Here is a 24450-nt window from a genome sequence, read left to right on the forward strand (position 1 = left end):
TCGCCCATCGCCATGGAAGAGAAGCTCCGCTTCGCCATCCGCGAGGGCGGACGCACCGTCGGCGCCGGCGTCGTCTCCAAGATCATCGAGTAAATCGCCGAGAGGCATCCCCGTGGCCGGGGCGGAAGTCCCGGCCACGCGACGTTTCAACCCTTGAGCCGAGAGGCGAATAACATGCAAGGTCAGACTATCCGCATCCGGCTGAAGGCCTTCGACTACCGTGTCCTGGATGCCAGCACCTCGGAGATCGTGAACACCGCGCGGCGCACCGGCGCGCGCGTGCGTGGCCCGATCCCGCTGCCGAACAAGACCGAGAAATTCACCGTTCTGCGCGGGCCGCACATCGACAAGAAGAGCCGCGAGCAGTTCGAAATCCGGACGCACAAGCGTCTTCTCGACATCGTCGACCCGACGCCGCAGACGGTGGACGCGCTGATGAAGCTCGACCTCGCCGCCGGCGTCGACGTTGAAATCAAGCTCTGAGGGACTGGAAGAGATGCGTTCCGGAGTATTAGCAAGGAAGCTGGGCATGACCCGGCTGTTCATGGAAGACGGGAAGCAGATCCCCGTCACCGTTCTTCACATGGAGAACGTGCAGGTCGTCGCGCAGCGGACCGGCGAGAAGGACGGCTATTCCGCCGTTCAGCTCGGCGCGGGCGCCGCGAAGGCCAAGCGCACCAGCGCGGCCATGCGCGGCCACTTCGCCGCCGCCAAGGTCGAGCCGAAGCGCAAGCTCGTCGAGTTCCGGGTCTCCCCCGAGAACCTGATCGAGGTGGGCGAGGAGATCACGGCGGACCACTACTTCGCCGGCCAGTACGTCGACATCGCGGGCACCTCGATCGGCAAGGGCTTCGCGGGCGGCATGAAGCGGCACAACTTCGGCGGTCTGCGGGCCTCCCACGGCGTGTCGATCAGCCACCGCTCGCACGGTTCGGTCGGGCAGTGCCAGGACCCGGGCAAGATCTTCAAGGGCAAGAAGATGGCCGGCCACATGGGTTCGGTGCGGGTCACGACGCAGAACCTCGAGGTCGTGCGCACCGATGCCGACCGCGGCCTGATCATGGTCAAGGGCGCGGTCCCCGGTTCGAAGGGCGGCTGGGTCACGATCAAGGACGCCGTGAAGAAGGCGACGCCCGACAACGTCATCCTGCCGGCGGCGCTCCGCTCGGCGGCGAAGGCGGCGCACGAGGCGGCGATGAAGGCGGCCGAGGAAGCGGCGGCGGCCGAGGCCGAGGCGGCGCGTCTGGCGGCCGAGGCCGAGCAGGCCGCGATCGAGGCGGCCGAGACCCCGAACACGGCTCCGGGAGAAGGGACCGAAGAGAAATGAAGACCGATGTGATCAAGCTGGACGCGAGCGCGGCCGGGTCGATCGAGCTCGACGACTCGATCTTCGGCCTCGCGCCCCGCGCCGACATCCTGCACCGCGTCGTGCGCTGGCAGCTTGCGAAGCGCCAGCAGGGCACGCATTCGGTGCTCGGCAAGTCGGATGTGAGCTATTCGACGAAGAAGATCTACCGCCAGAAGGGCACCGGCGGCGCGCGGCACGGTTCGCGCAAGGCGCCGACCTTCCGGCACGGCGGCACCTACAAGGGGCCGACGCCGCGCAGCCACGCGCATGATCTGACGAAGAAGTTCCGGGCCCTCGGCCTGAAGCACGCGCTCTCGGCCAAGGCCGGCGCGGGCAACCTCGTCGTGATCGACACCGCCGAAGTCGCCGAGGCCAAGACGAAGTCGCTCGCCTCGACCCTGAAGAACCTGGGCTGGAAGCGCGTGCTCGTCATCGACGGCGCCGAGGTCAACGCGGATTTCGCGCGGGCCGCGCGCAACATCGAGGGCGTGGACGTGCTGCCGAGCATCGGCGCGAATGTCTACGACATCCTGCGCCGCGACACGCTCGTGCTGACGAAGTCCGCCGTCGAAGCGCTGGAGGCGCGTCTGAAATGAGCGTGAAGCCGGAACAGTACGACCTGATCCGCAGGCCGATCATCACCGAGAAGGCCACCCTGGCCTCGGAGAGCGGCGCCGTGGTGTTCGAGGTCCAGATGAGCGCGACGAAGCCGCAGATCAAGGAAGCGGTGGAGAAGCTCTTCAATGTCAAGGTGAAGGCGGTCAACACCACCGTCACCAAGGGCAAGGTGAAGCGCTTCCGCGGCCGCCCGGGCACCCGGCGCGACGTGAAGAAGGCCTATGTGACGCTGGTCGAGGGAAACACCATCGACGTCAGCACGGGTCTCTGATAAGGGGGCGCACCCCTCGGATCGACCGAGTCGCATGTCGCCGCCCCACCGGGCGGCGATTGAATTGAAGAGATCCCCTTCCCGAGGGGACGGAAAGCAACGGAAGACAGCAAGATGGCGTTGAAATCGTACAATCCTACGACGCCGGGCCAGCGAGGGCTGGTTCTGATCGACCGTTCGGAGCTGTGGAAAGGCCGTCCGGTCAAGACCCTCACCGAGGGTCTGTCGAGCCAGGGCGGACGCAACAACACCGGGCGGATCACGATGCGTCGGCGCGGCGGCGGGGCCAAGCGGCTCTACCGCATCGTGGACTTCAAGCGGCGCAAGTTCGATGTGCCCGGCAAGGTGATCCGGATCGAATACGATCCGAACCGCACCGCCTTCATCGCGCTCATCGGCTACGCCGACGGCGAGCAGGCCTACATCCTGGCGCCCCAGCGGCTCGCCCCCGGTGACTCGGTGGTCGCCGCGGCCAAGGCCGACATCAAGCCGGGCAATGCGATGCCCTTCACCGCGATGCCGATCGGCACGATCGTCCACAATGTCGAGCTGAAGGCCGGCAAGGGTGGCCAGATCGCCCGCGCCGCCGGCACCTACGCGCAGTTCGTGGGCCGCGACGGCGGCTACGCGCAGATCCGTCTCTCCTCGGGCGAGCTCCGCATGGTGCGCCAGGAGTGCATGGCGACGGTCGGCGCGGTCTCGAACCCCGACAACTCGAACCAGAACCTCGGCAAGGCCGGCCGCTCGCGCCACCTCGGCCTGCGGCCCAAGGTTCGCGGCGTCGTCATGAACCCGATCGACCACCCGCACGGCGGCGGCGAAGGCCGCACCTCCGGCGGCCGTCATCCGGTCACCCCCTGGGGCCGTCCGACCAAGGGCGCGCGCACCCGTTCGAACAAGGCGACCGCGAAGTTCATCCTGCGCTCGCGTCACCAGAAGAAGAAGCGGTAAGGAGCCATCATGTCACGTTCTGTCTGGAAGGGCCCCTTCGTCGACGCGTTCGTCCTGAAGAAGGCCGAGAAGGCCCGCGAATCGGGCCGCAACGAAGTCATCAAGATCTGGTCGCGCCGCTCGACGATCCTGCCGCAGTTCGTCGGCCTGACCTTCGGCGTCTACAACGGCAAGAAGCATATCCCGGTGAACGTCACCGAGGAGATGATCGGTCAGAAGTTCGGCGAGTACAGCCCGACCCGTACCTATTACGGGCACGCGGCCGACAAGAAAGCGAAGCGGAAGTAAGCCATGTCCAAGGAGAAGAATCCCCGTCGCGTGGCTGACAACGAGGCGATGGCCGTGAGCCGGATGCTGCGTACCAGCCCGCAGAAGCTGAACCTCGTCGCCGCGATGATCCGGAACAAGCCGGTCGACAAGGCGCTCTCCGATCTGACCTTCTCGAAGAAGCGGATCGCCGAGGACGTCAAGAAGACGCTGCAGTCCGCGATCGCCAACGCCGAGAACAACCACGGTCTCGACATCGACGAGCTGGTGGTGGCCGAGGCCTGGGTCGGCAAGAACATGGTCCTGAAGCGCGGCCGTCCGCGCGCCCGCGGCCGGTTCGGCAAGATCCTGAAGCCGTTCAGCCAGGTCACGATCAAGGTTCGTCAGGTCAGCGAGGAGACCGCGTAATGGGTCAGAAGATCAATCCGATCGGCCTGCGCCTGCAGGTCAACCGCACCTGGGACAGCCGCTGGTTCGCCGACGGCAAGGAATACGGCAAGCTGCTTCACGAGGACATCGCGATCCGCGACTACATCAAGAAGCACGCCTCCCAGGCCGGCATCAGCCGCGTCGTGATCGAGCGTCCGCACCGCAAGTGCCGCGTGTCGATCCATGCCGCGCGTCCGGGCGTCATCATCGGCAAGAAGGGCGCGGACATCGAGACGCTGAGGAAGGCGCTCTCGAAGTTCACCAAGTCCGAACTGCACCTCAACATCGTCGAGGTCCGCAAGCCCGAGATCGACGCCGCGCTGGTGGCCGAGAACATCGCGCAGCAGCTCGAGCGCCGCGTTTCGTTCCGCCGCGCGATGAAGCGCGCCGTGCAGAACGCGATGCGCATGGGCGCGCTCGGCATCCGCGTGAACGTCGGCGGCCGCCTCGGCGGCGCCGAGATCGCGCGCACCGAGTGGTATCGCGAGGGCCGGGTGCCGCTGCACACGCTCCGCGCCGATATCGACTACGCGCTCGCCGAGGCCTCGACCGCCTATGGCATCATCGGGATCAAGGTCTGGATCTTCAAGGGCGAGATCCTCGAGCACGATCCGCAGGCCCGCGACCGTCGCCACGCCGAGTTGCAGGAAGGCGGCGGCATGCGTCCGCAGCGCCGCGACCGCGACCGCGACGCGCGCTGAGCGGGGGAGATAGAGTAAGATGCTTTCACCGAAGCGCACCAAGTTCCGCAAGCAGTTCAAGGGCCGCATCCATGGCGATGCCAAGGGCGGCACCGAGATCACCTTCGGCCACTACGGCCTGAAGGCGACCGAGCCGGAACGCATCACCGCGCGTCAGATCGAGGCCGCCCGCCGCGCCCTGACCCGCCACATGAAGCGCCAGGGCCGCGTCTGGATCCGCATCTTCCCGGACGTGCCGGTCACGAAGAAGCCGACCGAGGTCCGCATGGGCAAGGGCAAGGGTTCGGTCGAATTCTGGGCCGCCAAGGTCAAGCCCGGCCGGATCATGTTCGAGATCGAGGGCGTGAACGAGGAGGTCGCCAAGGAGGCGCTCCGCCTCGCCGCGATGAAGCTCCCGATCAAGTGCCGGTTCGTCGCCCGCGAAGACTGGTAAGAGGCCGGCGGATCGCCGTCCCTCGGAAGGCCCCGGGAGACCGGGGCCTTTGTCGTTTCGATCCTCGGAACCGGCGGGCGCGGGTATCTTCGCGCGGCGCGTCGCGGTTGGGGGGAGCGGCCGAACGGATGGCGCGGACACTCGCTTTGCGCTAGGCTGATCCCGCGCGGCGACCGGGGGGACGGCCGATGAACTATCTCGCCAGATATCCGTCGGGGCTGCCCGCCCTGTTCCTCGTCGAGATGTGGGAACGGTTCAGCTACTACGGGATGCGCGCCATCCTCGTGCTGTTTCTCGTGGACAGGGCGGAGACCGGGGGGCTCGGCCTCGACACGGCCGAGGCCGCGGCGATCTACGGGCTCTATACCGCCTCGGTCTACATCCTCGCGCTGCCCGGCGGCTGGATCGCGGACCGCTTCTGGGGCTGCCGCCGCGCGATCCTGACGGGCTCCGTCGCGATCATGACCGGCCATGTGCTGCTCGCCGTCTCCGGCGAAAGGGCGGCGGTCTTCTACCTCGGCCTCGTCGCCATCGCGCTCGGCACCGGCCTGCTGAAGCCCAACATCTCGACCATGGTCGGCACGCTCTACGACAAGAACGACATCGGCGGGCGCGACGCGGGTTTCTCCTTCTTCTACATGGGCATCAATGTCGGGGCGATCCTCGGCGGGCTGATCGCCGGATATCTCGGCGAGACATGGGGCTGGCACTGGGGCTTCGGCGCCGCGGCGGTCGCCATGGCGCTCGGCTTCGTCAATTTCGTCCATGCCACGCGAACCTCGCTCAAGGGCAAGGGCGCGCCGCCGCGCCACCACGCCCATCCCGACACGGCCACCGGACGCCGCGACCACCTGTTCACGGCGCTGATCGTGGGCGCCGTCGCGCTCGTCATCGCGGCCGCGGCGCTGACCGGCCGGATCGACCTCGGCGGCGCCCAGGGGCTCGCGCGGGCGATGGGGCTGGTGATCGTCGCGGTGGCGGTCGGTTTCTTCCTCAACATCTATCTCGCCGGCGACCTGACCGGGCCGGAGAAGCGGCGAATGATCGTGCTCGCGATCCTCTTCGTCGCCGCGGCGCTGTTCTGGTCGGGGTTCGAGCAGGCCGGCTCCTCGCTCAGCATCTTCGCGAACGATCTCACCCAGCGACAGTTCGGGAGCTTCCTTGTTCCCGCGTCGTGGTTCCAGAACCTCAACCCGTTCTTCATCATCGTGCTGACGCCGGTCTTCGCCGGCTTCTGGATCTATGCCGAGAAGCGCTGGGAGATCCCGGTGATGGTGAAGTTCGGGATCGCGCTCATCGTCATGGGGCTCGGCTACCTGCTGCTCGTGCCGGCCGCGGGGACGGCGGCGACGGGCGCCAAGGTCTCGCTCCTCTTCCTCGTCGGCACCTATTTCCTCCACACGGTCGCCGAACTCCTGCTGAGCCCGGTCGGGCTCAGCACCTTCTCGCGGCTGGCGCCGGAGCGGTTCGTGAGCCAGATGATGGGCTTCTGGTTCGTCGCCGCCTCGCTCGGCAACCTGATGGCGGGGCTGCTCGCGGCCGGCATGGATACCGAACACGCCTCGGGCCTGCCCGAGGCCTTCTGGCGGATCTTCCTCACCAGCGCCGGTTTCGGTGTCGTGCTGCTCGTCCTCGCGCGGCCCGTCACCCGCTGGGCGCTCGGCGGGAGCGAGCGGCTGGAGGAGAGCGCCCCGGCGCGATAGCCTCCGCGCGCGCCGGCGAGACGCCGGGAGCCGCCGTTCCCGGCGTTTCGGCGTTGCATTTCCCCGCCGTTGCGGGTACACGGCCCGCTCACCATGAACTCCGCCAGAATCAGGGTGACCCAGCTTTGGGGGCCCTCTGGCGATGTTGAAAGGATAAACCGATGGCCACCAAATCGGCCGATCTGCGGGCGAAGACGCCCGACCAGCTGCGCGACCAGCTCGCCACCCTCAAGAAGGAATCGTTCAACCTGCGCTTCCAGCGGGCCACCGGCCAGCTCGAGAACACCGCGCGCATGGAAGCCGTCCGCCGCGACGCCGCCCGTGTCCTGACGATCCTGAACGAAAAGGCCGCCGCGGCGGCTTCGGAGGCCTGAGCCATGCCCAAGCGTATTCTCCAGGGTACCGTGACCAGCGACAAGAACGACCAGACGGTCACCGTCCTCGTCGAGCGTCGCTTCACCCACCCGGTGATGAAGAAGACCGTGCGTCAGTCGAAGAAGTATCGCGCGCACGATGCGAACAACCAGTTCAAGGTCGGCGACGTCGTGCGCATCCAGGAATGCGCGCCGGTGTCGAAGACCAAGCGCTGGGAAGTGCTCGTCGAGACGGCGCGGGCGGAAGCCTGAGTTCTCGGATTTTGACGAAACCGCGGGCTTCGTGCCCGCAGGTCGGGAGTAACGACTTATGATCCAGATGCAGACCAATCTGGATGTCGCTGACAACTCCGGCGCCCGCCGGGTTCAGTGCATCAAGGTTCTGGGCGGATCCAAGCGGAAGTACGCCTCCGTCGGCGACATCATCGTGGTGTCGGTGAAGGAGGCCATTCCGCGTGGCCGCGTGAAGAAGGGCGACGTGCGCAAGGCCGTGGTCGTGCGCACCGCCAAGGAAGTCCGCCGCGAGGATGGCACCGCCATCCGCTTCGATCGCAACGCCGCCGTGATCCTCAACAACCAGAACGAGCCGGTCGGCACCCGCATCTTCGGGCCGGTCGTGCGCGAGCTGCGGGCGAAGAACTTCATGAAGATCATCTCGCTCGCGCCGGAGGTGCTGTGATGGCCGCGAAACTCCGCAAGGGCGACAAGGTCGTCGTGCTCGCCGGCAAGGACAAGGGCAAGCAGGGCGAGATCACCCGGGTTCTGCCGAAGGACAACAAGGCCGTGGTCGAGGGCGTGAACGTCGCCATCCGCCACCAGCGCCAGACGCAGGCGAGCCAGGGCGGCCGGATCCCGACCGCCATGCCGATCGACCTCAGCAATCTCGCGCTCCTTGACGCGAACGGCAAGGCCACCCGCGTCGGCTTCCGTCTGGAAGGCGACCAGAAGGTGCGTTTCGCCAAGACCACCGGGGAGGCGATCTGATGCTCGACGCCACGAATTACACGCCGCGGCTTGAGACGCTCTACAAGGACACGATCCGCGCGGCGCTCAAGGAAGAGTTCTCCTACAAGAACGACATGCAGATCCCGCGTCTGGACAAGATCGTCCTGAACATGGGTGTCGGCGAGGCCGTGTCCGACTCGAAGAAGATCCGCTCGGCCGAGGCCGATCTCACGCTGATCGCCGGCCAGAAGCCGGTCATCACCAAGGCCAAGAAGTCGATCGCCGGCTTCAAGGTCCGCGAGGAGATGCCGCTCGGCGTCAAGGTCACGCTGCGCCGCGACCGGATGTACGAATTCCTCGACCGGCTGATCACCGTCGCGATGCCGCGCATCCGCGACTTCCGCGGGATCAACCCCAAGAGCTTCGACGGCCGCGGCAACTATGCCATGGGCCTGAAGGAGCACATCGTCTTCCCCGAGATCAACTTCGACAAGATCGATCAGGTCTGGGGCATGGACATTGTCATCACCACCACCGCGAAGACCGACGCGGAGGCGAAGGCGCTGTTGAAGGCTTTCAACATGCCCTTCACGGCGTGACGCGGGGGAAAGGTTAGAGATGGCCAAGGTTAGCATGATCAACCGCCAGAAGAAGCGTGAAGCTCTTGTGGCGAAATACGCGGACAAGCGCGCCGAGCTGAAGGCGATCGCCCGCGACGAATCCCGTCCGATGGAAGAGCGGTTCAAGGCGCAGCTCCGGCTCGCCAAGCTGCCGCGCAATTCCTCGGCGACGCGTCTTCACAACCGGTGCGAGGTCACCGGCCGTCCGAAGGCGTACTACCGCAAGCTCCGGATGTCGCGTATCGCGCTCCGCGACTTCGCCTCGCGGGGGCAGATCCCCGGCATGGTCAAGTCGAGCTGGTAAGGGGGAACGGATATGTCGATGAATGATCCCCTGGGCGATATGCTCACCCGCATCCGCAACGCCTCGATGCGCGGCAAGTCCACCGTCCGCACCCCGGCCTCGAAGATCCGCCGCTGGGTCCTCGACGTGCTGAAGGACGAGGGCTACATCCGCGGCTACGAGGACGTGACCTCGGCGAAGGGCCTGCCCGAGATCGAGATCTCGCTGAAGTATTTCGACGGCGCCCCGGTCATCCGGGAACTGAAGCGCGTGTCGAAGCCGGGCCGCCGCGTCTATTCGGCCGCGAAGGAGATTCCGCAGATCCGCCAGGGTCTCGGCGTCGCCATCGTCTCGACCCCGAAGGGCGTGATGACCGACGCGCATGCGCGCACCGCCAATGTCGGCGGTGAAGTGCTGTGCATGGTGTTCTGAGGAGAGGGCAATGTCTCGTATTGGGAAGAAACCGGTCGAGCTGCCTGGTGGCGTCAGCGCCACCGTCTCCGGCCAGACCGTCTCGGTGAAGGGGCCGAAGGGCACCCGCGAATTCACCGCGACCGACGACGTGACGATCGCGCTGGCGGAGAACGCGGTGACGGTGACGCCGCGCGGCACCTCCAAGCGCGCGCGCCAGCAGTGGGGCATGTCCCGCACGCAGGTCGCGAACCTCGTCGACGGCGTGACCAAGGGCTTCAAGAAGGAAATGGACATCACCGGCGTCGGTTACCGCGCCGCCGTCCAGGGCAAGGTCCTGAAGCTCTCGCTCGGCTACTCGCATGACGTGGATTTCGCGATCCCGGAAGGCGTGACGATCACCACCCCGAAGCCGACCGAGATCATCGTCGAGGGCATCGACCAGCAGGTCGTCGGCCAGGTGGCGGCGAACATCCGTGAGTGGCGGAAGCCGGAACCCTACAAGGGCAAGGGCATCAAGTACCGCGACGAATTCATCTTCCGCAAGGAAGGCAAGAAGAAGTAAGGAGCGCTCAAATGGCGAACAGCAAGAGAGAGTTGTTCCAGAAGCGCCGCCTGCGCGTCCGGAACAAGCTGCGGTCGATGGCCAATGGTCGTCCGCGCCTCAGCGTCCATCGGTCCTCGAAGAACATTTCCGTCCAGCTGATCGACGACGTCCAGGGCCGCACCCTGGCCGCCGCCTCGACGATGGAGAAGGATCTGGGCTTCGTCGGCAAGAACAACGTCGAAGCGGCCGCGAAGATCGGCGCCGCGATCGCCGAGCGCGCGAAGGCCGCCGGCGTCGAGGAGGTCTATTTCGACCGCGGCGGTTTCCTCTTTCACGGGAAGGTCAAGGCGCTCGCCGACGCCGCCCGTGAAGGCGGTCTGAAGTTCTGAGGGAGACGAGAATGGCAAGGGAAGACAATCGCCGGGATCGTCGCGACCGCGAGGAGAACCCGGAATTCGCCGACCGCCTGGTGGCGATCAACCGTGTGTCCAAGACCGTCAAGGGCGGAAAGCGCTTCGGTTTCGCCGCGCTCGTCGTCGTCGGCGACCAGAAGGGCCGCGTCGGTTACGGCAAGGGCAAGGCCCGCGAAGTGCCCGAGGCGATCCGCAAGGCGACCGAGCAGGCCAAGCGCCAGATGATCCGCGTGCCGCTGCGCGAGGGCCGGACGCTGCACCACGACATGGCCGGCCGTCACGGCGCGGGCAAGGTCGTGATGCGGGCGGCGCCCGCGGGTACCGGCATCATCGCCGGTGGTCCGATGCGCGCGGTCTTCGAGATGCTCGGCGTCCATGACGTCGTCTCGAAGTCGCTGGGCTCCCAGAACCCCTACAACATGATCCGCGCGACGATCGACGGGCTGCAGAGCCAGACCTCGCCGCGCCAGGTCGCGCAGCGCCGCGGCAAGAAGGTCGCGGACATCCTGCCGCGCACCGACGCGCCGGCGCCGGAGGCGACCGAAGTCGCCGCCGAGGCGTGAGGAGAGGGACAATGGCAACCATCGTCGTCAAGCAGATCGGCTCGCCGATCCGCCGCCCCAAGATCCAGCGCGCCACGCTGGTCGGCCTCGGGCTGAACAAGCTGAACCGCACCCGCGAGCTGCCGGATACCCCGGCTGTGCGCGGCATGGTCGAGAGCATCCCGCATCTCGTGACCATCGTCGAAGAGCGCGCCTGAGCGCGCCTTCGGGTTCCGGATCCGGCCCGCGGCGGAGACGCCGCGGGTTTCTTCGTTTCAGGGGGCGGGAAGTGCGCTCCGGTCACGCCTCGCCGAGGAAGCTCACGTGGCCGTCGTCGAGGTCGTAGACCGCGCCGACCACCTTCACCTTTCCCGCCGCGACGCCCTCGCGCACGATCGGGCTCTGGTCCGCGATGCTCGCGACCACGCGCCTCACGTTGGCGGCCACGGAATTGGCGATCAGGTCGCCCTCCATGCCGCGCGCGGCGAGGACCGCCGGCAGGATCGGCTCTACCATCTCGCCGATCCGCCCGGGAAACTCGGCATTCTCCTCCACGACCCCGATGGCGGCCTGGACCGCGCCGCAGCGCTCATGCCCGAGCACGACCACCAGCGGCACGCCGAGGGGGCCGACCGCGTATTCGATCGAGCCGAGCGCCGGAATGTCGACGGTGTTGCCGGCGACGCGGATGATGAAGAGCTCGCCCAGCCCCCGGCCGAACAGGAGTTCGGGTGAGACGCGGGAATCGGAACAGCCGACCAGGACCGCGAAGGGCATCTGGCCCGCCGCCAGTTCCAGGCGCCGCTTGCGGCCGATCGCGCCCCGGTAGGGGGCGTCGGTCTCGAAACTCGCGTTGCCCTCCTTGAGCAGGGCCAGGGCCTCGTCGGCGGTGAGCTGCGTGGTCACGGGATGCGAGGCCGTGTGCGCGGCCTGTTCCGCGCGGGCGGTGCCCGCGGTCAGCGCGGCGAGGCCGGCGACGGACCCGAAAAGCGCGCCCCGGCGCGTGGTTCCGGAATGGCTCATGTGGCGTTTCCTTCTGTATCATGCGTCGCGCCCTGGCGGAGCCCGGGGGCAGCCCCTCTAGGAGGGAACCGTCCCGTGAAGCGGTCGGGCGGGCGCGACGTGGTGTGTCGCTCCGCGCGGAACGATACTGGCATGCCAGATGCCAGAAAAAGACACTGAGCACCCTCCGCGGCGATTTGTCGCATGCGGCGCGATGGCGCCGCGGCGCGCCGCCGTCACGAGGAAGCGAGAGTGATGTTCCGGCCCCGTCGTTGGAGTCGCGGGGGTGCGAGGATCATGGCATCGCGGTCACGACCAAGGCGCGGATCCGGCCCGAGACCGGTCCGGCGCCATATTCCCGCTCGACCGCCCGCGCCGCGTGCGCGGTCACCGCTTCCAGCGAGGCGCCGCGCGCCTCGAGTTCGTTGCGCATCGGCGTTCCCTGGCAGAAGGCCGTCGCCACGTCCCAGGCTCGCGGCGCGGCGCTGATCGCGTCGAGGAAGTCGACGGCCACGGAGCCGAAGCCGGCGGCGGCGAGATCGCTCCGGATCCGCTCCGGATCATGGTATCCGTGGGGCGTGCGCTCCAGAAAGCGCGGCGGGTCGTCGGGATAGAGCTCGTCGACGGCGCGCGTCACGCAATGGGGCAGTTCGCTCAGTTCCAGCCGGTCCCAGGTGCTGAGGATGAAGCGCCCGCCCGGCCTCAGCACCCGCCGCGCCTCGCGGAAGCCCGCGACCCGGTCCGGGAAGAACATGACGCCGAACTGACAGCAGACCACGTCGAAGCTCGCCTCCTCGAAGGGCAGGGCGAGCGCGTCGGCCGCCTGCCAGACGAGGCGCGGAACTTCCGGCTGGCGGCTTCGGGCATGGTCGAGCATCGGCTGGTTCAGGTCGGGGACCACGTAGCGGCACTCCGGCCCGAGCCGGGGCGCGAGCGCGCGGGTCACGACTCCGGTCCCCGCCGCGATCTCGAGCACCGCGGCCGGATCGCCCTCGGCCACCCGCGCGGCCATGTCCTCCGCGGCCGCCTCGAAGATCAGCGGTACGAGGAACCGGTCGTAGAGCGCGGGAATCGATCCCGCGAAGAGCTTGTCGCCTTCCTGCATCGCGGCCCCTCCGACATCGCCGTCATCCTAGCAGGTTTCGACGCCTGCGCGCGGAGATTTCGCGGCATCCCGCCGTCTCGCAACCGCGACCAGCGACGGCGGGGGGAGAGCCGTGACGAGGCGAGCGGTGTGGCGCGTGGGGCGCGGAATCCCTTGCGGCCGCGCCCGGCCCGGTGTATCGACCGCTTTCCCTCCGGGGACTCATTGACACCAGTGCCGTGGCCGCCCGCATTCGTCGCTCATGGGGCGCGTCCGGCCAGAGGAGAAGCGACATGAAGCTGAACGAACTCCGGGACAATCCCGGCGCCTCCCCGTCGAAGAAGCGCGTGGCGCGCGGCCCGGGCTCGGGCAAGGGCAAGACCGCCGGCCGCGGCATCAAGGGCCAGAAGTCGCGCTCGGGCGTGGCGATCAACGCCTACGAGGGCGGCCAGATGCCGCTCTACATGCGGCTGCCGAAGCGCGGCTTCAACAAGCCGAACGCGAAGCATTTCGCCGTGATCAACCTCGGCATCCTGCAGAAGTTCGTCGAGGCGGGCAAGATCGACGCCGGCCAGCCGGTGACCGAGGAGATCCTCGTCGCCTCCGGCCTCGTCCGCCGCAAGCTCGACGGCGTGCGCCTGCTCGCCAAGGGCGAGATCACCTCGGCGATCAACCTGACCGTGACCGGCGCCTCGCAGGCCGCCGTCGACGCGATCGCGAAGGCGGGCGGCAGCGTGACCGTCACCGGCGCGAAGGCCGAGGCCGCGGCGCAGGAATAACGCTTGTGGCCGCTCCGGTGGCCGCATAAATCAGTGCTGTTTTCGCGCCGTCGGCTGCCCGGAAACCGGGTTCCGGCGGCGCTTCCACTTAAGGGGGCCTCGGATGGCATCGGCAGCGGAACAGATGGCCGCCAACCTGAGCTGGAGCACCTTCGGCAAGGCGAAGGACCTGCAGAGCCGCATTCTCTTCGCGATCGGGCTGCTGGTCGTCTACCGGATCGGCACCTACATTCCGGTGCCGGGCATCGACGCCTCCCGGCTGCAGAGCTTCTTCCAGCAGCAGAGCGCCGGCATCGGCGGCATGCTCAACATGTTCACCGGCGGCGCCGTGTCGCGGATGGCGATCTTCTCGCTCGGGATCATGCCCTATATCTCGGCCTCCATCATCGTGCAGCTGCTGACCTCGATGGTGCCCTCGCTCGGCGCGCTGAAGAAGGAGGGCGAGGCCGGACGGAAGAAGATCAACCAGTACACCCGCTACGGCACGGTGCTGCTCGCGACCTTCCAGGCCTACGGCCTCGCGGTCGGGCTCGAGAGCCAGGGGCTCGCGACGGATCCGGGCTGGTTCTTCCGCTTCGGCGTGATCATCACGCTCGTCGGCGGCACGATGTTCCTGATGTGGCTCGGCGAGCAGATCACCGCGCGCGGCATCGGCAACGGCATCTCGCTCATCATCTTCACCGGCATCGTCGCGAACTTCCCGCACGCGTTGGCGCTCTTCTTCACGCAGGGCCGCTCCGGCGCCCTCTCCCCGGCGCTCATCCTCGGCGTGATGGTGCTCGTGGTCGCGGTGATCGCCTTCGTGGTCTTCATGGAGCGGGCGCTGCGCAAGATCCACATCCAGTATCCCAAGCGCCAGGTCGGGATGAAGATCTATGGCGGCGAGAGCTCGAACCTGCCGATCAAGGTGAACCCGGCGGGCGTGATCCCGGCGATCTTCGCCTCCTCGCTGCTGCTCCTGCCCGCGACGATCACCACCTTCGCCGGCTCGGCGGGGAGCGGGTCGGGCTGGCTCAGCTACGTCGCGGCCTACATGGGCCACGGCCAGCCGCTCTATCTCGTGCTCTTCGGCGCGCTGATCGTCTTCTTCAGCTACTTCTATACGGCGAACGTCGCCTTCAAGTCGGACGACGTCGCGGACAATCTGAAGAAGCAGGGTGGCTTCATCCCGGGCATCCGGCCGGGACAGCAGACCATCGACCGTCTTGACTATATCGTCACGCGTATTCTCGTGATCGGTTCGGCCTATCTGGCGGCGGTCTGCATGCTGCCGGAGGTACTCATCTCGCGGTTTTCGCTGCCTTTCTACTTCGGGGGCACTTCCCTTCTGATCGTCGTCTCGGTAACCATGGACACGATCACGCAGATACAGTCCCACATGCTCGCGCACCAATACGAAGGACTGATCGAGAAATCGCGGCTTCGCGGGAAGGGACGAGGGAAACCGAGGCGATGAACATCATTCTGTTAGGCCCGCCCGGCGCCGGCAAGGGAACGCAGGCCCGGCGGCTGGTCGAGGAGCATGGCATGGTCCAGCTCTCCACCGGCGACATGCTCCGGGCGGCCAAGACCTCCGGCACCGAGATGGGCAACAAGGTGGCCGAGGTGATGGCGCGGGGCGATCTCGTCACCGATGACATCGTGATCGGCCTGATCGCGGAGCAGCTCGACGGCGAGGCCGGCAAGCAGGGGCTGATCTTCGACGGCTTCCCGCGCACGCTCGCCCAGGCCGACGCGCTCGACAAGCTGCTCGCCGAGAAGGGCAAGACGCTCGACGCGGTGATCGAGATGAAGGTCGACGACGAGGTTCTCGTCGACCGCGTCTCCGGACGCTTCACCTGCGCCAAGTGCGGCGAGGTCTACCACGACACGACCAAGCCGACGAAGGCGGAGGGCGTCTGCGACGTCTGCGGCTCGACCGAATTCACGCGCCGCGCCGACGACAACGCCGAGGCGATCCGCGTGCGGCTCATGGCCTACTACCGCTCGACCGCGCCGCTCATCGGCTACTACTACGCCAAGGGCAAGCTGGTCACCGTCGACGGACTCGCCGAGATCGAGACCGTGGCGAAGGAGATCAAGGCCGGCCTCGGCCTCTGAGCCGGTCCCGATTCGAAAAGGCCCCGGGTGCGCCGGGGCCTTCTTGCGTGGCGGCGGCGCCGCGGGGGCCGGGACGGCCTTGTTTTCCCGCCGATCGTCGCCATTTCGGCCTTGTGGGCCGGCGTCAAAATCCGTGCCAACCGCTCTTGACGCCGGATTAGGTATTTCTATACTCCGCGCTCTCTCGAAAGAGAGTCGTTCCCCTTCCTTTCACCTCGGGGGACGCGGGATGCTTGGCCCAGGGATGAGGGTACTCGAAAGCCCGCCGTCGGGATCGGCGGGCTATGGCTTTTGGATAGGGGCAGGCTGACGGCCCGAAGGATGAACGGAGCATAACCTTGGCGCGCATAGCTGGCGTTAACATTCCCACGAACAAGCGGGTGCAGATCGCACTCACCTACATCACCGGTATCGGCAACACGACCGCGAAGCAGATGTGCGAGGCTCTCGACATCGCCGACAATCGCCGTGTCAACGACCTGACCGATGCCGAGGTGCTGAAGATCCGCGAGTATATCGACGCGAACCTGATGGTCGAGGGCGACCTTCGGCGCGAGACGTCGATGAACATCAAGCGGCTCATGGATCTCGGCTGCTACCGCGGCCTGCGCCACCGCCGGGGCCTCCCCGTGCGCGGCCAGCGCACGCATACCAACGCTCGCACGCGCAAGGGCCCCGCGAAGGCCATCGCCGGCAAGAAGAAGTAAGGAGGCCGGACCATGGCTCGCGAAAAGGCGCGTCTGAAGCGCAAGGAACGCAAGAACATCTCGACCGGCGTCTGCCACGTCAACGCCAGCTTCAACAACACGAAGATCCTGATCGCCGACGCGCAGGGCAATGCCATTGCCTGGTCGTCCGCCGGCACGATGGGCTTCAAGGGCTCGCGCAAGTCGACCCCCTACGCCGCCCAGATGGCCGCCGAGGACGCGGGCAAGAAGGCGCAGGAGCACGGCGTGCGCACGCTCGAGGTCGAGGTCCAGGGTCCGGGTTCGGGCCGCGAGAGCGCGCTGCGCGCCCTCTCCGCCGTCGGGTTCCAGATCACCGCGATCCGCGACGTGACGCCGATCGCGCACAACGGCTGCCGTCCGCCGAAGCGCCGCCGCGTCTGACGGACCAGTCCATTCGGGCCGCCGCTCCGCGATCGGAGCGCGCGGCCCGTTTTCGCGTTTCCCTCGGGCGTTCGCTGGCTACCGGGATCGGCCAGCGGACAGGAATGGAGGATAGAGCATGCTGATCCACAAGAACTGGCAGGAGCTGATTCGGCCCACCGCCCTCGAAATCAAGGTCGGCGCCGACCCCCTCCGTCAGGCCACCGCCGTCGCCGAGCCGCTGGAGCGGGGCTTCGGCCTGACGCTCGGCAACGCGCTGCGCCGCGTGCTCCTGTCCTCGCTCCAGGGCGCCGCGATCACCAGCGTGCAGATCGACGGCGTGCTGCATGAATTCTCGTCGGTGCCGGGCGTTCGCGAGGACGTGACCGACATCGTGCTGAACCTCAAGGGCGTCGCGCTCAAGATGGAGGTCGAGGGTCCGAAGCGGGTCGAGATCCGCGCCACCGGCCCCGGCGTCGTCACCGCCGGCGACATCCAGGTGACGAACGGGATCGAGGTGCTGAACCGCGATCACGTGATCTGCCATCTCGACGACGGCGCCTCGCTCTTCATGGAACTGACCGTGGAGCAGGGCAAGGCCTACGTCCCGGCCGACCGCAACCGGCCAGAGGACGCGCCGATCGGCCTCATCTCGGTCGACGCGCTGTTCTCGCCGATCAAGAAGGTGAGCTACAAGGTCGAGCCGACCCGCGAGGGCCAGGTGCTCGATTACGACAAGCTCACGCTGAACGTCGAGACCGACGGCTCGGTGAAGCCCGAGGATGCGATCGCCTACGCGGCCCGCATCCTGCAGGACCAGCTCTCGGTCTTCGTCAACTTCGAGGAGCCGACCGCCGGCACCCGGATGGACGAGGCGGACGATCTCGAGTTCAACCCGCTCCTCCTGAAGAAGGTGGACGAGCTCGAGCTTTCGGTGCGTTCGGCGAACTGCCTGAAGAACGACAACATCGTCTATATCGGCGACCTGATCCAGAAGACCGAGGCGGAGATGCTCCGGACCCCGAACTTCGGCCGCAAGTCGCTGAACGAGATCAAGGAGGTCCTGACCACGATGGGCCTGCATCTCGGGATGGAGATCGTCGACTGGCCGCCGGAGAACATCGAGGATCTCGCGAAGAAGTACGAGGACCAGTTCTAAGGAGCAGGCGGACCGAAGTCCGCCCTACGGGCGCCGATGGGGGGCGGACCTTGGTCCGCCTGCTCCCGGCGCCCGACGACCCCGGGCAATCCCGCCCCAAGGAGGCGGTCCCACGAGAGGGCCGCCGGACAAAGCACAACCTGAGACGATAGGAAGAACGACATGCGCCACGGCAACGGCTACCGCAAGCTGAACCGCACCCACGAGCATCGCAAGGCGATGTTCGCCAACATGGTCTCCTCGCTCATCGAGCACGAGCAGATCAAGACCACGCTCCCGAAGGCCAAGGAGCTGAAGCGGATCGCGGACCGGATCATCACGCTCGGCAAGCGCGGCGACCTGAACTCGCGCCGCATCGCCAGCTCCGAGCTGCGTCAGGACGCGGCGGTGAAGAAGCTCTTCGACACGCTCGCGCCCCGCTACAAGGAGCGCAACGGCGGCTATACCCGTGTGCTGAAGGCCGGCTTCCGCTATGGCGACGCCGCGCCGATGGCGATCATCGAACTCGTGGATCGCGACCCGGCCGCGAAGGGCGCCGCCGACAAGGCCCGCGTCGAGGCGGAACTGGCCGCCGAGGCCTGATCGCCCGATCCATCCGGTTTCGCGGAAGGCCGTCCTTCGGGGCGGCCTTTGGTCTTTCCGGGGGGAGGCGTGGCGGACCGCGATCCGCCGTCGGACCTCAGAGCGTGCGGTACATCACCAGCGCGTCGACGTCGCCGAGCCGGGGATGCGCGAAGGCGCCGGGCAGGCGCCCGACGGTCTCGAACCCCATCCTCTCCCAGAGCCGGATCGCCCCTTCGTTGGTCGAGACGACGAAGTTGAACTGCATCGCGCGGTAGCCGCGCGCGCGGGCGAGATCGAGCGAATGCGCGCACATGGCCCGCGCAACCCCTTGGCCCCGCGCCGCCGCGCCGGTCACGTAGCCGCAGTTGCAGACATGCGCGCCGCCCCCCGGCTGGTTCGCCCGCAGGTAATAGGTGCCGAGCGCCTCGCCGTCGCGCTCGGCGATGAAGGTCTCGCGATCGGGGCCGAGCCAGTAGGCGAGGGTTTCCGCCTCGGAGAAGTCGCTCGGGATCGTGTAGGTGTCTCCCGCCCGGACCATCGGTTCGAGGATCGACCAGAGCGCGGCGCGGTCGCGCGCCTCGGCGGGGCGGATGACGAGGGGAGAAGCAGGCATCGGCATGTCCATCTGAATCCTGGGGCGCACCTGCGCACAATGCGCGCGCGGCGGCAAGACGCGCGCCCTTCCCCCCGGCGAAGCCAGGCCCTAGATGTCCTGATCATGGCCGACCTGTTCGACGACCTTCCCCCGCCCACGCCGAAGCCGCGCCGCGCCGCCGCCGCGCCGCCGCCCGCGGAGCCGCGCGCCCCCCGCCGCGAAGGGCCGCGGCCGCTCGCGGACCGGCTTCGCCCCGTCACGCTCGACGAGGTGGTGGGGCAGGATCACCTGCTCGGACCCGGCGCGCCGCTGCGACGCATGCTCGCCGAGGGCAAGCTCGGCTCGATCGTATTCTGGGGCCCGCCCGGGGTCGGCAAGACGACCATCGCGCGCCTGCTCGCCGATGCGACCGACCTCTCCTTCCAGCAGGTGAGCGCGATCTTCACCGGGGTCGCGGACCTGCGCAGGATCTTCGAGGCGGCGCGGATCCGGCACGACAACGGCAGGGCGACGCTGCTCTTCGTCGACGAGATCCACCGGTTCAACCGCGCGCAGCAGGATGCCTTCCTGCCGCTGATGGAGGACGGGACCATCGTCCTCGTCGGCGCGACGACCGAGAATCCCTCCTTCGAACTCAACGCGGCGCTCCTGTCGCGCGCGCGGGTGCTGACCCTGCGCCCGCTGGTACCCGAAGCCCTCGGAAAGCTCGCGGCTCGCGCGGAGGCGACCCTCGGCCATCCGCTGCCGCTGACGCCCGAGGCGCGGAGCCAGCTCTTCGAGATGGCCGATGGCGACGGGCGCGCTCTCCTCAACATGATCGAGCAGATCGCCGAGGCGCGCGAGACCCTCGATGCGACGGCGCTCGGCGAGCGGCTGAGCCGACGGGCGATGCGTTTCGACAAGTCGGGGGAGGAGCATTACAACCTCATCTCCGCCCTGCACAAATCGGTGCGCGGCTCGGATCCCGACGCCGCGCTCTACTGGTTCGCGCGCATGCTGCGGGGCGGCGAGGATCCGCGTTTCCTCGCCCGGCGGATCACCCGGATGGCGGTCGAGGACATCGGCCTCGCCGATCCCGCCGCGCAGCGCCTCTGTCTCGACGCCTGGAACACCTACGAACGCCTCGGCTCACCCGAGGGGGAACTCGCGCTGGCGGAGGCGGTTATCTATCTGGCGCTCGCGCCGAAATCGAACGCCGCCTACACCGCCTACAAGTCGGCGGTCGCCCTGGCGGAGAAGACAGGGTCGCTGACGCCGCCGAAGCACATTCTGAACGCGCCGACCCGGCTGATGAAGGACGAAGGATACGGCAAGGGCTACATCTACGATCACGATCTCGCCTCCGGTTTCTCCGGCCAGTCCTATTTTCCGGAGGAGATGGAGCGGCCCGCGCTCTACCGGCCGGCGGGACACGGGGTCGAGCAGGATCTGAGGCAAAGGCTGGACTTTCTGGCCGAGGAGCGTGAAAGACTGCGAGGTTCCGCCCCGGATTGATCTGAAACGTGTCCTTGCACGCGGAGGAGGAAACCGGCCAGATGGCGGCCAGAAACCCGAGGGCGACACGCCCCGTTCTGCGGCTCACCTATGTCAGCCGTGCTTCCCGCCCGCTCGATCCGGAGGAACTCGCCGCGATCGGCCGGGCGGGGGAGCGCCGGAACGCACCCCTCGAACTCACGGGAATGCTGATGCACAGGGGAGGGCGCTTCTTCGCCGTGCTGGAGGGACCGGAACCGGCGGTGCTCGGGCGGATGGAAGTCATCATCACCGACCCCCGTCACCGCGACCTCCGGATCCTCAGCGAGCAGCGGGTGCCGACGCGGCGATTCGAGAACTGGACCTTCGCCGCGCTGCCGGCGGCGGGCGGGACCGAGGCGGAAAGCGCGCTGCTCGCCATGCTCGCCGGAGGTTTGCCGCTTGGCATGCCTGATGACTGAATGCCGGATGGTCAAAATACCTCTCACGCGCGAAGGTTGCAGTGTGCTTCACCTGGACACTTGACATAAAACTTTATCGAATAAAAACATGGGCGCCGGAAGGGTTGTGGCTAATCGCATGACGCCACGTCGCCGTTTCGGAACAAAAATCGAGTGCCGGCCGCCTGGGTGACTGCCAGTCCCAAGTCGCCGCTTACGGGAGGGCGATCATGGGGTGCGGCGGCGACGTCTCATTCGTTCACTTCAGCTTCGTGTCGCGGGTCGCCCCCGCCTTGCCGGAGGCCGCGCTGCGGCGGATCGCCCGCGCCGCGACCCGGCGCAACCGGGAGCTGGGCCTGACGGGAGAGCTGCGCTTCGAGGGAAGCCGCTTCGCCCAGGTGATCGAAGGCCCCTGCGACGCGGTCATGGTCGTGGCCTGCGACATCCTGGCCGATCCCCGGCACCAGCGGATCGAGGTCCGGCGCTTCGAACCGGTCGAGAGCCGGAGCCACGCGGAATGGCAGGTGGTCGGGCTCGACGATTCGCAGCTGTTCTGCGCGCTGCGCGCCGCGAGCGCGACGCCGGCGGAGACCGCCGGACCGAGGATCGGCCGCCTCGCCGCCGTGGTGACGGAACCCCACGCCTCGCCGCGGGCGCTGGCCGACCGGCGCGCTTGACATTCGGCCGCGCGCGGCGCCTTTGAACGCCTCGGGAAAAGGGGGCGAACGGTGGACGTGCGCGATCTGACAGGCCGGGTTCCGGTGGGCGCGGGGCCGCGATGAGCGGGGTTCAGCGTATCCTGGTGACGCCGGACGAGGGCGAGCAGCGGCTGGACCGCTGGCTCCGCCGTCGCTATCCGCATGTGCCGCAATCGCTGGTGGAACGGCTCTGCCGCAAGGGCGAGATCCGGGTCGACGGCGGGCGGGTCCGCGCCGCGACGAAGCTCGAGCCCGGCCAGGAGGTGCGCCTGCCGCCGCTGCCCGAGGCGGCGCAGGCCTCCGAGCGTCCCCGGGAGACGCGGATCTCGGAGGCGGACGCGGAGATGATGCGCGCGAGCGTCATCTATCGCGACGCCGACGTGCTGGCGCTCAACAAGCCGCCGGGACTCGCGGTCCAGGGCGGCTCGGGGCAGAGCCGGCATGTCGACGCGCTGGCCGAGGCGCTGAGGTTCGAGCGAGAGGACAAGCCCCGCCTGGTCCACCGCCTCGACCGCGACACCTCCGGCGTGCTGCTCCTCGCGCGCAGCCCGAGGGCGGCGCAGGGGCTCGCGAAGGCCTTCCAGGCGCGGGACGCGCGCAAGATCTACTGGGCGGTGGTGGCCGGCAGGCCGGCGCCGGAACTCGGCACGATCCGCTACGGCCTCGTCAAGGCGCCGGGCCATGGCGCCGGCGGCGAGGGCGAGAAGATGCGGGTGGTCCCGCCCGATCAGGTCGCCGCGGTGGAAGGCGCGCGCCGCGCGACGACGGACTACCGCGTGATCGAGGCCGCGGGAAACCGCGCCGCCTGGGTCGCGCTGGCGCCGATCACGGGCCGCACGCACCAGTTGCGCGCGCATATGGCGGCGATCGGGCATCCGATCATCGGCGACGGCAAGTACGGCGGCAACAGCCAGGTGAACGAGGGCGAGGGCTGGGGGGCGCAGCTCGGCGGCGGGATCAGCCGCAAGCTGCACCTGCACGCCCGTCATCTCGAGATCCGCCACCCCGTCACCGGCGCGCGGCTGAGCCTGACCGCTCCCTTGCCCGAGCACATGCGGCGGACCTGGGACTTCTTTGGCTGGCGCGCCGAGGACGCCGCCAGCGATCCATTCGAGGAATTGAGATGACCGAGACGCAGCTTGTCGTCTTCGATGTCGACGGCACGCTCATCGACAGCCAGCACCTGATCGTCGCGGCGATGGAGGAGGGATTCCGCGCCGAGGGGCTCGCGCCGCCGTCGCGCGCGGAGATCCTCGGGATCGTCGGCCTCTCGCTGCCGCGCGCGGTCGAGGCGCTGGCCCCGGAGCTTCCGGAGGCGACGCTGGAACGGCTCGCGGAGGGCTATCGCCAGGCCTTCGTCGCGGCGCGCGAGCGCGGCGGGGCGGAGGCGCACGCGCCGCTTTATCCGGGCGCGCGGGAGGCGCTCGACCGGCTGCGCGCCGATCCCGGCGTCCTGCTCGGCGTCGCGACCGGCAAGGCGCGGCGCGGGCTCGACCATGTGCTGGAGAGCCACGACCTGCGGGATCTCTTCGTGACGACGCAGACGGCGGACGAGCATCCCTCGAAGCCGCATCCCTCGATGCTCGAGACCGCGCTCGTCGAGACCGGGGCGCGGGCGGAGCGCGCGGTGATGGTCGGCGACACGGAATTCGACATCGCGATGGGCCGGGCCGCGGGTTTCGCGACGATCGGCGTCGCCTGGGGCTATCATCCGCGCGCGCGGCTGGAGGCCGCCGGGGCCGACCGGGTGATCGAGGATTTCGCGGCGCTCGACGCCGCGCTGGCAGCGCTCCTGGGAGAGCGGGCATGAGCTGGAAGCCGCGGCGGAAGTTCTGGGACGAGGTCAGCGTCGCGCCGGCGGAGGCGGGCCACACGGTCCGGCTCGATGCCCGCGAACTCCGGACCCCGGGCCAGGCGCCGCTCGTCGTCCCGACCGCCGCGCTCGCCGAGGCGATCGCCGGCGAATGGCGCGCGATCACCGGCGAGATCGATCCCGAGATCCTGCACTATACCAAGGCGGCCAATACCGCGATCGACCGTGTCTCGCGCGAGCGGGAGGCGGTGATCGACGCGATCGCCGCCTATGGCGACAGCGACCTGCTCTGCTATCGCGCGGAGGAGCCGGAAGGGCTGGCGGCGCGGCAGAAGGCCGCGTGGCAGCCCTGGCTCGACTGGGCGGAGGCGGCATTCGGCGCGGCGCTGGTTCCCGTCCGGGGCGTGATGCACCGCGCCCAGGACGCGGCGAGCCTCGCGGCGCTGCGGCGCGAGGTCGCCCGCTTCGACGCGCTCGGCCTCACCGCGCTCTACGATCTGGTGACGCTCTCCGGTTCGCTCGTTCTCGGGCTCGCCGTCGCCCGGGGCGCGCTCGCCGGCGCCGAGGCCTGGGAGATCTCGCGCCTCGACGAGATCTGGCAGGCCGAGCAATGGGGCGTCGATCTGGAGGCCGAGCAGGCGGCGGAGGTGCGCCGCGTGGCGTTCCTGCGCGCCGAAACGCTGCTCGGGCTGCTGGGGACCGACGAGATATCGTCCTGATCTGCGCTAATACCACTCAAGCTTGTGCCCGGTTGCCTGAGGCGCGGACAGATCAGCGCGGGATTCATGGTCGCGCTGCC

General features: G+C 68.2%; 38 protein-coding genes. 35 read left to right on the plus strand and 3 right to left on the minus strand.

The annotated features are described in order from the left end of the window. The 22 genes from FJM51_RS11310 to rpmD form a co-directional block, all read left to right on the plus strand. Positions 1 to 93: EF-Tu C-terminal domain-related protein (locus FJM51_RS11310; protein ID WP_140454258.1), on the plus strand; the 93-nt coding region annotated here is incomplete at its 5' end. An 81-nt stretch (positions 94 to 174) separates the two neighbouring features. Beyond that, positions 175 to 483 (plus strand): 30S ribosomal protein S10, encoded by a 309-nt coding sequence (rpsJ, locus tag FJM51_RS11315; protein ID WP_140454259.1) that lies wholly within the window; start codon positions 175 to 177, stop codon positions 481 to 483. Positions 484 to 496: 13 nt separating this feature from the next. Then, positions 497 to 1327, plus strand: coding sequence for a 50S ribosomal protein L3 (rplC, locus tag FJM51_RS11320; protein ID WP_140454260.1), 831 nt, complete (start codon positions 497 to 499; stop codon positions 1325 to 1327). Continuing rightward, a complete protein-coding gene (gene rplD, locus FJM51_RS11325; protein WP_140454261.1) occupies positions 1324 to 1944 on the plus strand; it encodes a 50S ribosomal protein L4 in 621 nt (206 codons plus the stop codon). The genes rplC and rplD overlap by 4 nt, the downstream gene beginning before the upstream one ends. Further along, positions 1941 to 2237 carry a 50S ribosomal protein L23 gene (locus tag FJM51_RS11330; RefSeq protein WP_140454262.1) on the plus strand — a complete coding sequence of 99 codons (297 nt, stop codon included), beginning with the start codon at positions 1941 to 1943 and terminating at the stop codon, positions 2235 to 2237. Before rplD ends, FJM51_RS11330 begins: the two co-directional genes overlap by 4 nt. 114 nt (positions 2238 to 2351) lie before the next feature. Continuing rightward, positions 2352 to 3188: a 50S ribosomal protein L2 gene (gene rplB, locus FJM51_RS11335; protein ID WP_140454263.1), complete on the plus strand. Its 837-nt coding sequence runs from the start codon at positions 2352 to 2354 to the stop codon at positions 3186 to 3188. A gap of 9 nt (positions 3189 to 3197) precedes the next feature. Next, positions 3198 to 3476 carry a 30S ribosomal protein S19 gene (gene rpsS, locus FJM51_RS11340; protein ID WP_140454264.1) on the plus strand — a complete coding sequence of 93 codons (279 nt, stop codon included), beginning with the start codon at positions 3198 to 3200 and terminating at the stop codon, positions 3474 to 3476. Positions 3477 to 3479: 3 nt separating this feature from the next. Further along, positions 3480 to 3863: a 50S ribosomal protein L22 gene (gene rplV, locus FJM51_RS11345; protein ID WP_140454265.1), complete on the plus strand. Its 384-nt coding sequence runs from the start codon at positions 3480 to 3482 to the stop codon at positions 3861 to 3863. Further along, positions 3863 to 4585: a 30S ribosomal protein S3 gene (rpsC, locus tag FJM51_RS11350; protein ID WP_140454266.1), complete on the plus strand. Its 723-nt coding sequence runs from the start codon at positions 3863 to 3865 to the stop codon at positions 4583 to 4585. The genes rplV and rpsC overlap by 1 nt, the downstream gene beginning before the upstream one ends. Positions 4586 to 4604: 19 nt before the next feature. Next, on the plus strand, positions 4605 to 5018 hold the full coding sequence (gene rplP, locus FJM51_RS11355; RefSeq protein WP_140454267.1) for a 50S ribosomal protein L16: 414 nt from the start codon (positions 4605 to 4607) through the stop codon (positions 5016 to 5018). Positions 5019 to 5206: 188 nt separating this feature from the next. Continuing rightward, positions 5207 to 6721 carry a peptide MFS transporter gene (locus FJM51_RS11360; protein WP_140454268.1) on the plus strand — a complete coding sequence of 505 codons (1515 nt, stop codon included), beginning with the start codon at positions 5207 to 5209 and terminating at the stop codon, positions 6719 to 6721. A gap of 161 nt (positions 6722 to 6882) precedes the next feature. Further along, positions 6883 to 7095: a 50S ribosomal protein L29 gene (gene rpmC, locus FJM51_RS11365; RefSeq protein ID WP_140454269.1), complete on the plus strand. Its 213-nt coding sequence runs from the start codon at positions 6883 to 6885 to the stop codon at positions 7093 to 7095. A gap of 3 nt (positions 7096 to 7098) precedes the next feature. Continuing rightward, on the plus strand, positions 7099 to 7347 hold the full coding sequence (rpsQ, locus tag FJM51_RS11370; RefSeq protein ID WP_140454270.1) for a 30S ribosomal protein S17: 249 nt from the start codon (positions 7099 to 7101) through the stop codon (positions 7345 to 7347). Positions 7348 to 7405: 58 nt separating this feature from the next. Then, the gene (rplN, locus tag FJM51_RS11375; RefSeq protein ID WP_140454271.1) at positions 7406 to 7774 is read left to right on the plus strand and encodes a 50S ribosomal protein L14; all 369 of its coding nucleotides are present in this window, start codon (positions 7406 to 7408) and stop codon (positions 7772 to 7774) included. After that, positions 7774 to 8079: a 50S ribosomal protein L24 gene (gene rplX / locus FJM51_RS11380; protein WP_140454272.1), complete on the plus strand. Its 306-nt coding sequence runs from the start codon at positions 7774 to 7776 to the stop codon at positions 8077 to 8079. Before rplN ends, rplX begins: the two co-directional genes overlap by 1 nt. Continuing rightward, a complete protein-coding gene (rplE, locus tag FJM51_RS11385; protein ID WP_140454273.1) occupies positions 8079 to 8639 on the plus strand; it encodes a 50S ribosomal protein L5 in 561 nt (186 codons plus the stop codon). The genes rplX and rplE overlap by 1 nt, the downstream gene beginning before the upstream one ends. 19 nt (positions 8640 to 8658) lie before the next feature. After that, a complete protein-coding gene (gene rpsN, locus FJM51_RS11390; protein WP_140454274.1) occupies positions 8659 to 8964 on the plus strand; it encodes a 30S ribosomal protein S14 in 306 nt (101 codons plus the stop codon). Between the two features lie 12 nt (positions 8965 to 8976). Continuing rightward, on the plus strand, positions 8977 to 9375 hold the full coding sequence (gene rpsH, locus FJM51_RS11395; protein WP_181164534.1) for a 30S ribosomal protein S8: 399 nt from the start codon (positions 8977 to 8979) through the stop codon (positions 9373 to 9375). Positions 9376 to 9385: 10 nt separating this feature from the next. Further along, positions 9386 to 9919: a 50S ribosomal protein L6 gene (gene rplF / locus FJM51_RS11400; protein ID WP_140454276.1), complete on the plus strand. Its 534-nt coding sequence runs from the start codon at positions 9386 to 9388 to the stop codon at positions 9917 to 9919. Between the two features lie 11 nt (positions 9920 to 9930). Then, positions 9931 to 10290: a 50S ribosomal protein L18 gene (gene rplR / locus FJM51_RS11405; protein WP_140454277.1), complete on the plus strand. Its 360-nt coding sequence runs from the start codon at positions 9931 to 9933 to the stop codon at positions 10288 to 10290. Positions 10291 to 10301: 11 nt separating this feature from the next. Continuing rightward, positions 10302 to 10877, plus strand: a complete 576-nt coding sequence (gene rpsE, locus FJM51_RS11410; protein WP_140454278.1) for a 30S ribosomal protein S5 — start codon at positions 10302 to 10304, stop codon at positions 10875 to 10877. Between the two features lie 11 nt (positions 10878 to 10888). After that, positions 10889 to 11074 carry a 50S ribosomal protein L30 gene (rpmD, locus tag FJM51_RS11415; protein WP_140454279.1) on the plus strand — a complete coding sequence of 62 codons (186 nt, stop codon included), beginning with the start codon at positions 10889 to 10891 and terminating at the stop codon, positions 11072 to 11074. Between the two features lie 82 nt (positions 11075 to 11156). On the opposite strand, the gene FJM51_RS11420 is transcribed toward rpmD, so the two are convergent. Together FJM51_RS11420 and FJM51_RS11425 are read right to left on the minus strand one after the other, a co-directional pair. Beyond that, positions 11157 to 11879 (minus strand): carbonic anhydrase, encoded by a 723-nt coding sequence (locus FJM51_RS11420; protein ID WP_140454280.1) that lies wholly within the window; start codon positions 11877 to 11879, stop codon positions 11157 to 11159. 274 nt (positions 11880 to 12153) lie between these two features. Beyond that, positions 12154 to 12963, minus strand: coding sequence for a class I SAM-dependent methyltransferase (locus FJM51_RS11425; protein WP_140454281.1), 810 nt, complete (start codon positions 12961 to 12963; stop codon positions 12154 to 12156). A 272-nt stretch (positions 12964 to 13235) separates the two neighbouring features. Here FJM51_RS11425 and rplO point away from each other — a divergent pair, with 272 nt between their 5' ends. The 7 genes from rplO to rplQ all read left to right on the plus strand — a co-directional run bounded on the left by rplO (position 13236) and on the right by rplQ (position 18650). Next, complete coding sequence (gene rplO, locus FJM51_RS11430; RefSeq protein ID WP_140454282.1) at positions 13236 to 13721, plus strand: 50S ribosomal protein L15; 486 nt, start codon at positions 13236 to 13238, stop codon at positions 13719 to 13721. Between the two features lie 103 nt (positions 13722 to 13824). Then, positions 13825 to 15177 carry a preprotein translocase subunit SecY gene (gene secY / locus FJM51_RS11435; RefSeq protein ID WP_140454283.1) on the plus strand — a complete coding sequence of 451 codons (1353 nt, stop codon included), beginning with the start codon at positions 13825 to 13827 and terminating at the stop codon, positions 15175 to 15177. Next, positions 15174 to 15821, plus strand: coding sequence for an adenylate kinase (locus FJM51_RS11440; protein ID WP_140454284.1), 648 nt, complete (start codon positions 15174 to 15176; stop codon positions 15819 to 15821). The genes secY and FJM51_RS11440 overlap by 4 nt, the downstream gene beginning before the upstream one ends. Positions 15822 to 16159: 338 nt before the next feature. Further along, positions 16160 to 16528: a 30S ribosomal protein S13 gene (rpsM, locus tag FJM51_RS11445; protein WP_140454285.1), complete on the plus strand. Its 369-nt coding sequence runs from the start codon at positions 16160 to 16162 to the stop codon at positions 16526 to 16528. Positions 16529 to 16540: 12 nt separating this feature from the next. After that, entirely contained in the window at positions 16541 to 16930 is a 390-nt protein-coding gene (gene rpsK / locus FJM51_RS11450; RefSeq protein ID WP_140454286.1) for a 30S ribosomal protein S11, read from the plus strand. A gap of 121 nt (positions 16931 to 17051) precedes the next feature. Continuing rightward, positions 17052 to 18068 (plus strand): DNA-directed RNA polymerase subunit alpha, encoded by a 1017-nt coding sequence (locus tag FJM51_RS11455; protein ID WP_140454402.1) that lies wholly within the window; start codon positions 17052 to 17054, stop codon positions 18066 to 18068. Positions 18069 to 18230: 162 nt separating this feature from the next. Further along, the gene (gene rplQ / locus FJM51_RS11460; RefSeq protein ID WP_140454287.1) at positions 18231 to 18650 is read left to right on the plus strand and encodes a 50S ribosomal protein L17; all 420 of its coding nucleotides are present in this window, start codon (positions 18231 to 18233) and stop codon (positions 18648 to 18650) included. 97 nt (positions 18651 to 18747) lie between these two features. Here rplQ and FJM51_RS11465 read toward each other — a convergent pair whose 3' ends face one another. Continuing rightward, positions 18748 to 19245: a GNAT family N-acetyltransferase gene (locus tag FJM51_RS11465; RefSeq protein WP_140454288.1), complete on the minus strand. Its 498-nt coding sequence runs from the start codon at positions 19243 to 19245 to the stop codon at positions 18748 to 18750. A gap of 105 nt (positions 19246 to 19350) precedes the next feature. Between FJM51_RS11465 and FJM51_RS11470 the strand changes: the two genes are divergently transcribed. The 6 genes from FJM51_RS11470 to FJM51_RS11495 all read left to right on the plus strand — a co-directional run bounded on the left by FJM51_RS11470 (position 19351) and on the right by FJM51_RS11495 (position 24370). Continuing rightward, positions 19351 to 20721, plus strand: a complete 1371-nt coding sequence (locus FJM51_RS11470) for a replication-associated recombination protein A (protein ID WP_140454289.1) — start codon at positions 19351 to 19353, stop codon at positions 20719 to 20721. A 41-nt stretch (positions 20722 to 20762) separates the two neighbouring features. After that, complete coding sequence (locus FJM51_RS11475; RefSeq protein ID WP_140454290.1) at positions 20763 to 21161, plus strand: BLUF domain-containing protein; 399 nt, start codon at positions 20763 to 20765, stop codon at positions 21159 to 21161. A gap of 209 nt (positions 21162 to 21370) precedes the next feature. After that, positions 21371 to 21817 (plus strand): BLUF domain-containing protein, encoded by a 447-nt coding sequence (locus FJM51_RS11480; protein ID WP_140454291.1) that lies wholly within the window; start codon positions 21371 to 21373, stop codon positions 21815 to 21817. 101 nt (positions 21818 to 21918) lie between these two features. Next, complete coding sequence (locus tag FJM51_RS11485) at positions 21919 to 22965, plus strand: RluA family pseudouridine synthase (protein WP_140454292.1); 1047 nt, start codon at positions 21919 to 21921, stop codon at positions 22963 to 22965. Beyond that, entirely contained in the window at positions 22962 to 23648 is a 687-nt protein-coding gene (locus FJM51_RS11490; protein WP_140454293.1) for an HAD-IA family hydrolase, read from the plus strand. The genes FJM51_RS11485 and FJM51_RS11490 overlap by 4 nt, the downstream gene beginning before the upstream one ends. Then, complete coding sequence (locus FJM51_RS11495; RefSeq protein ID WP_140454294.1) at positions 23645 to 24370, plus strand: ATP12 family chaperone protein; 726 nt, start codon at positions 23645 to 23647, stop codon at positions 24368 to 24370. The genes FJM51_RS11490 and FJM51_RS11495 overlap by 4 nt, the downstream gene beginning before the upstream one ends. Positions 24371 to 24450 lie beyond the last annotated feature (80 nt).

The organism is Amaricoccus solimangrovi (genome assembly GCF_006385685.1).
Lineage (GTDB): Bacteria > Pseudomonadota > Alphaproteobacteria > Rhodobacterales > Rhodobacteraceae > Amaricoccus > Amaricoccus solimangrovi.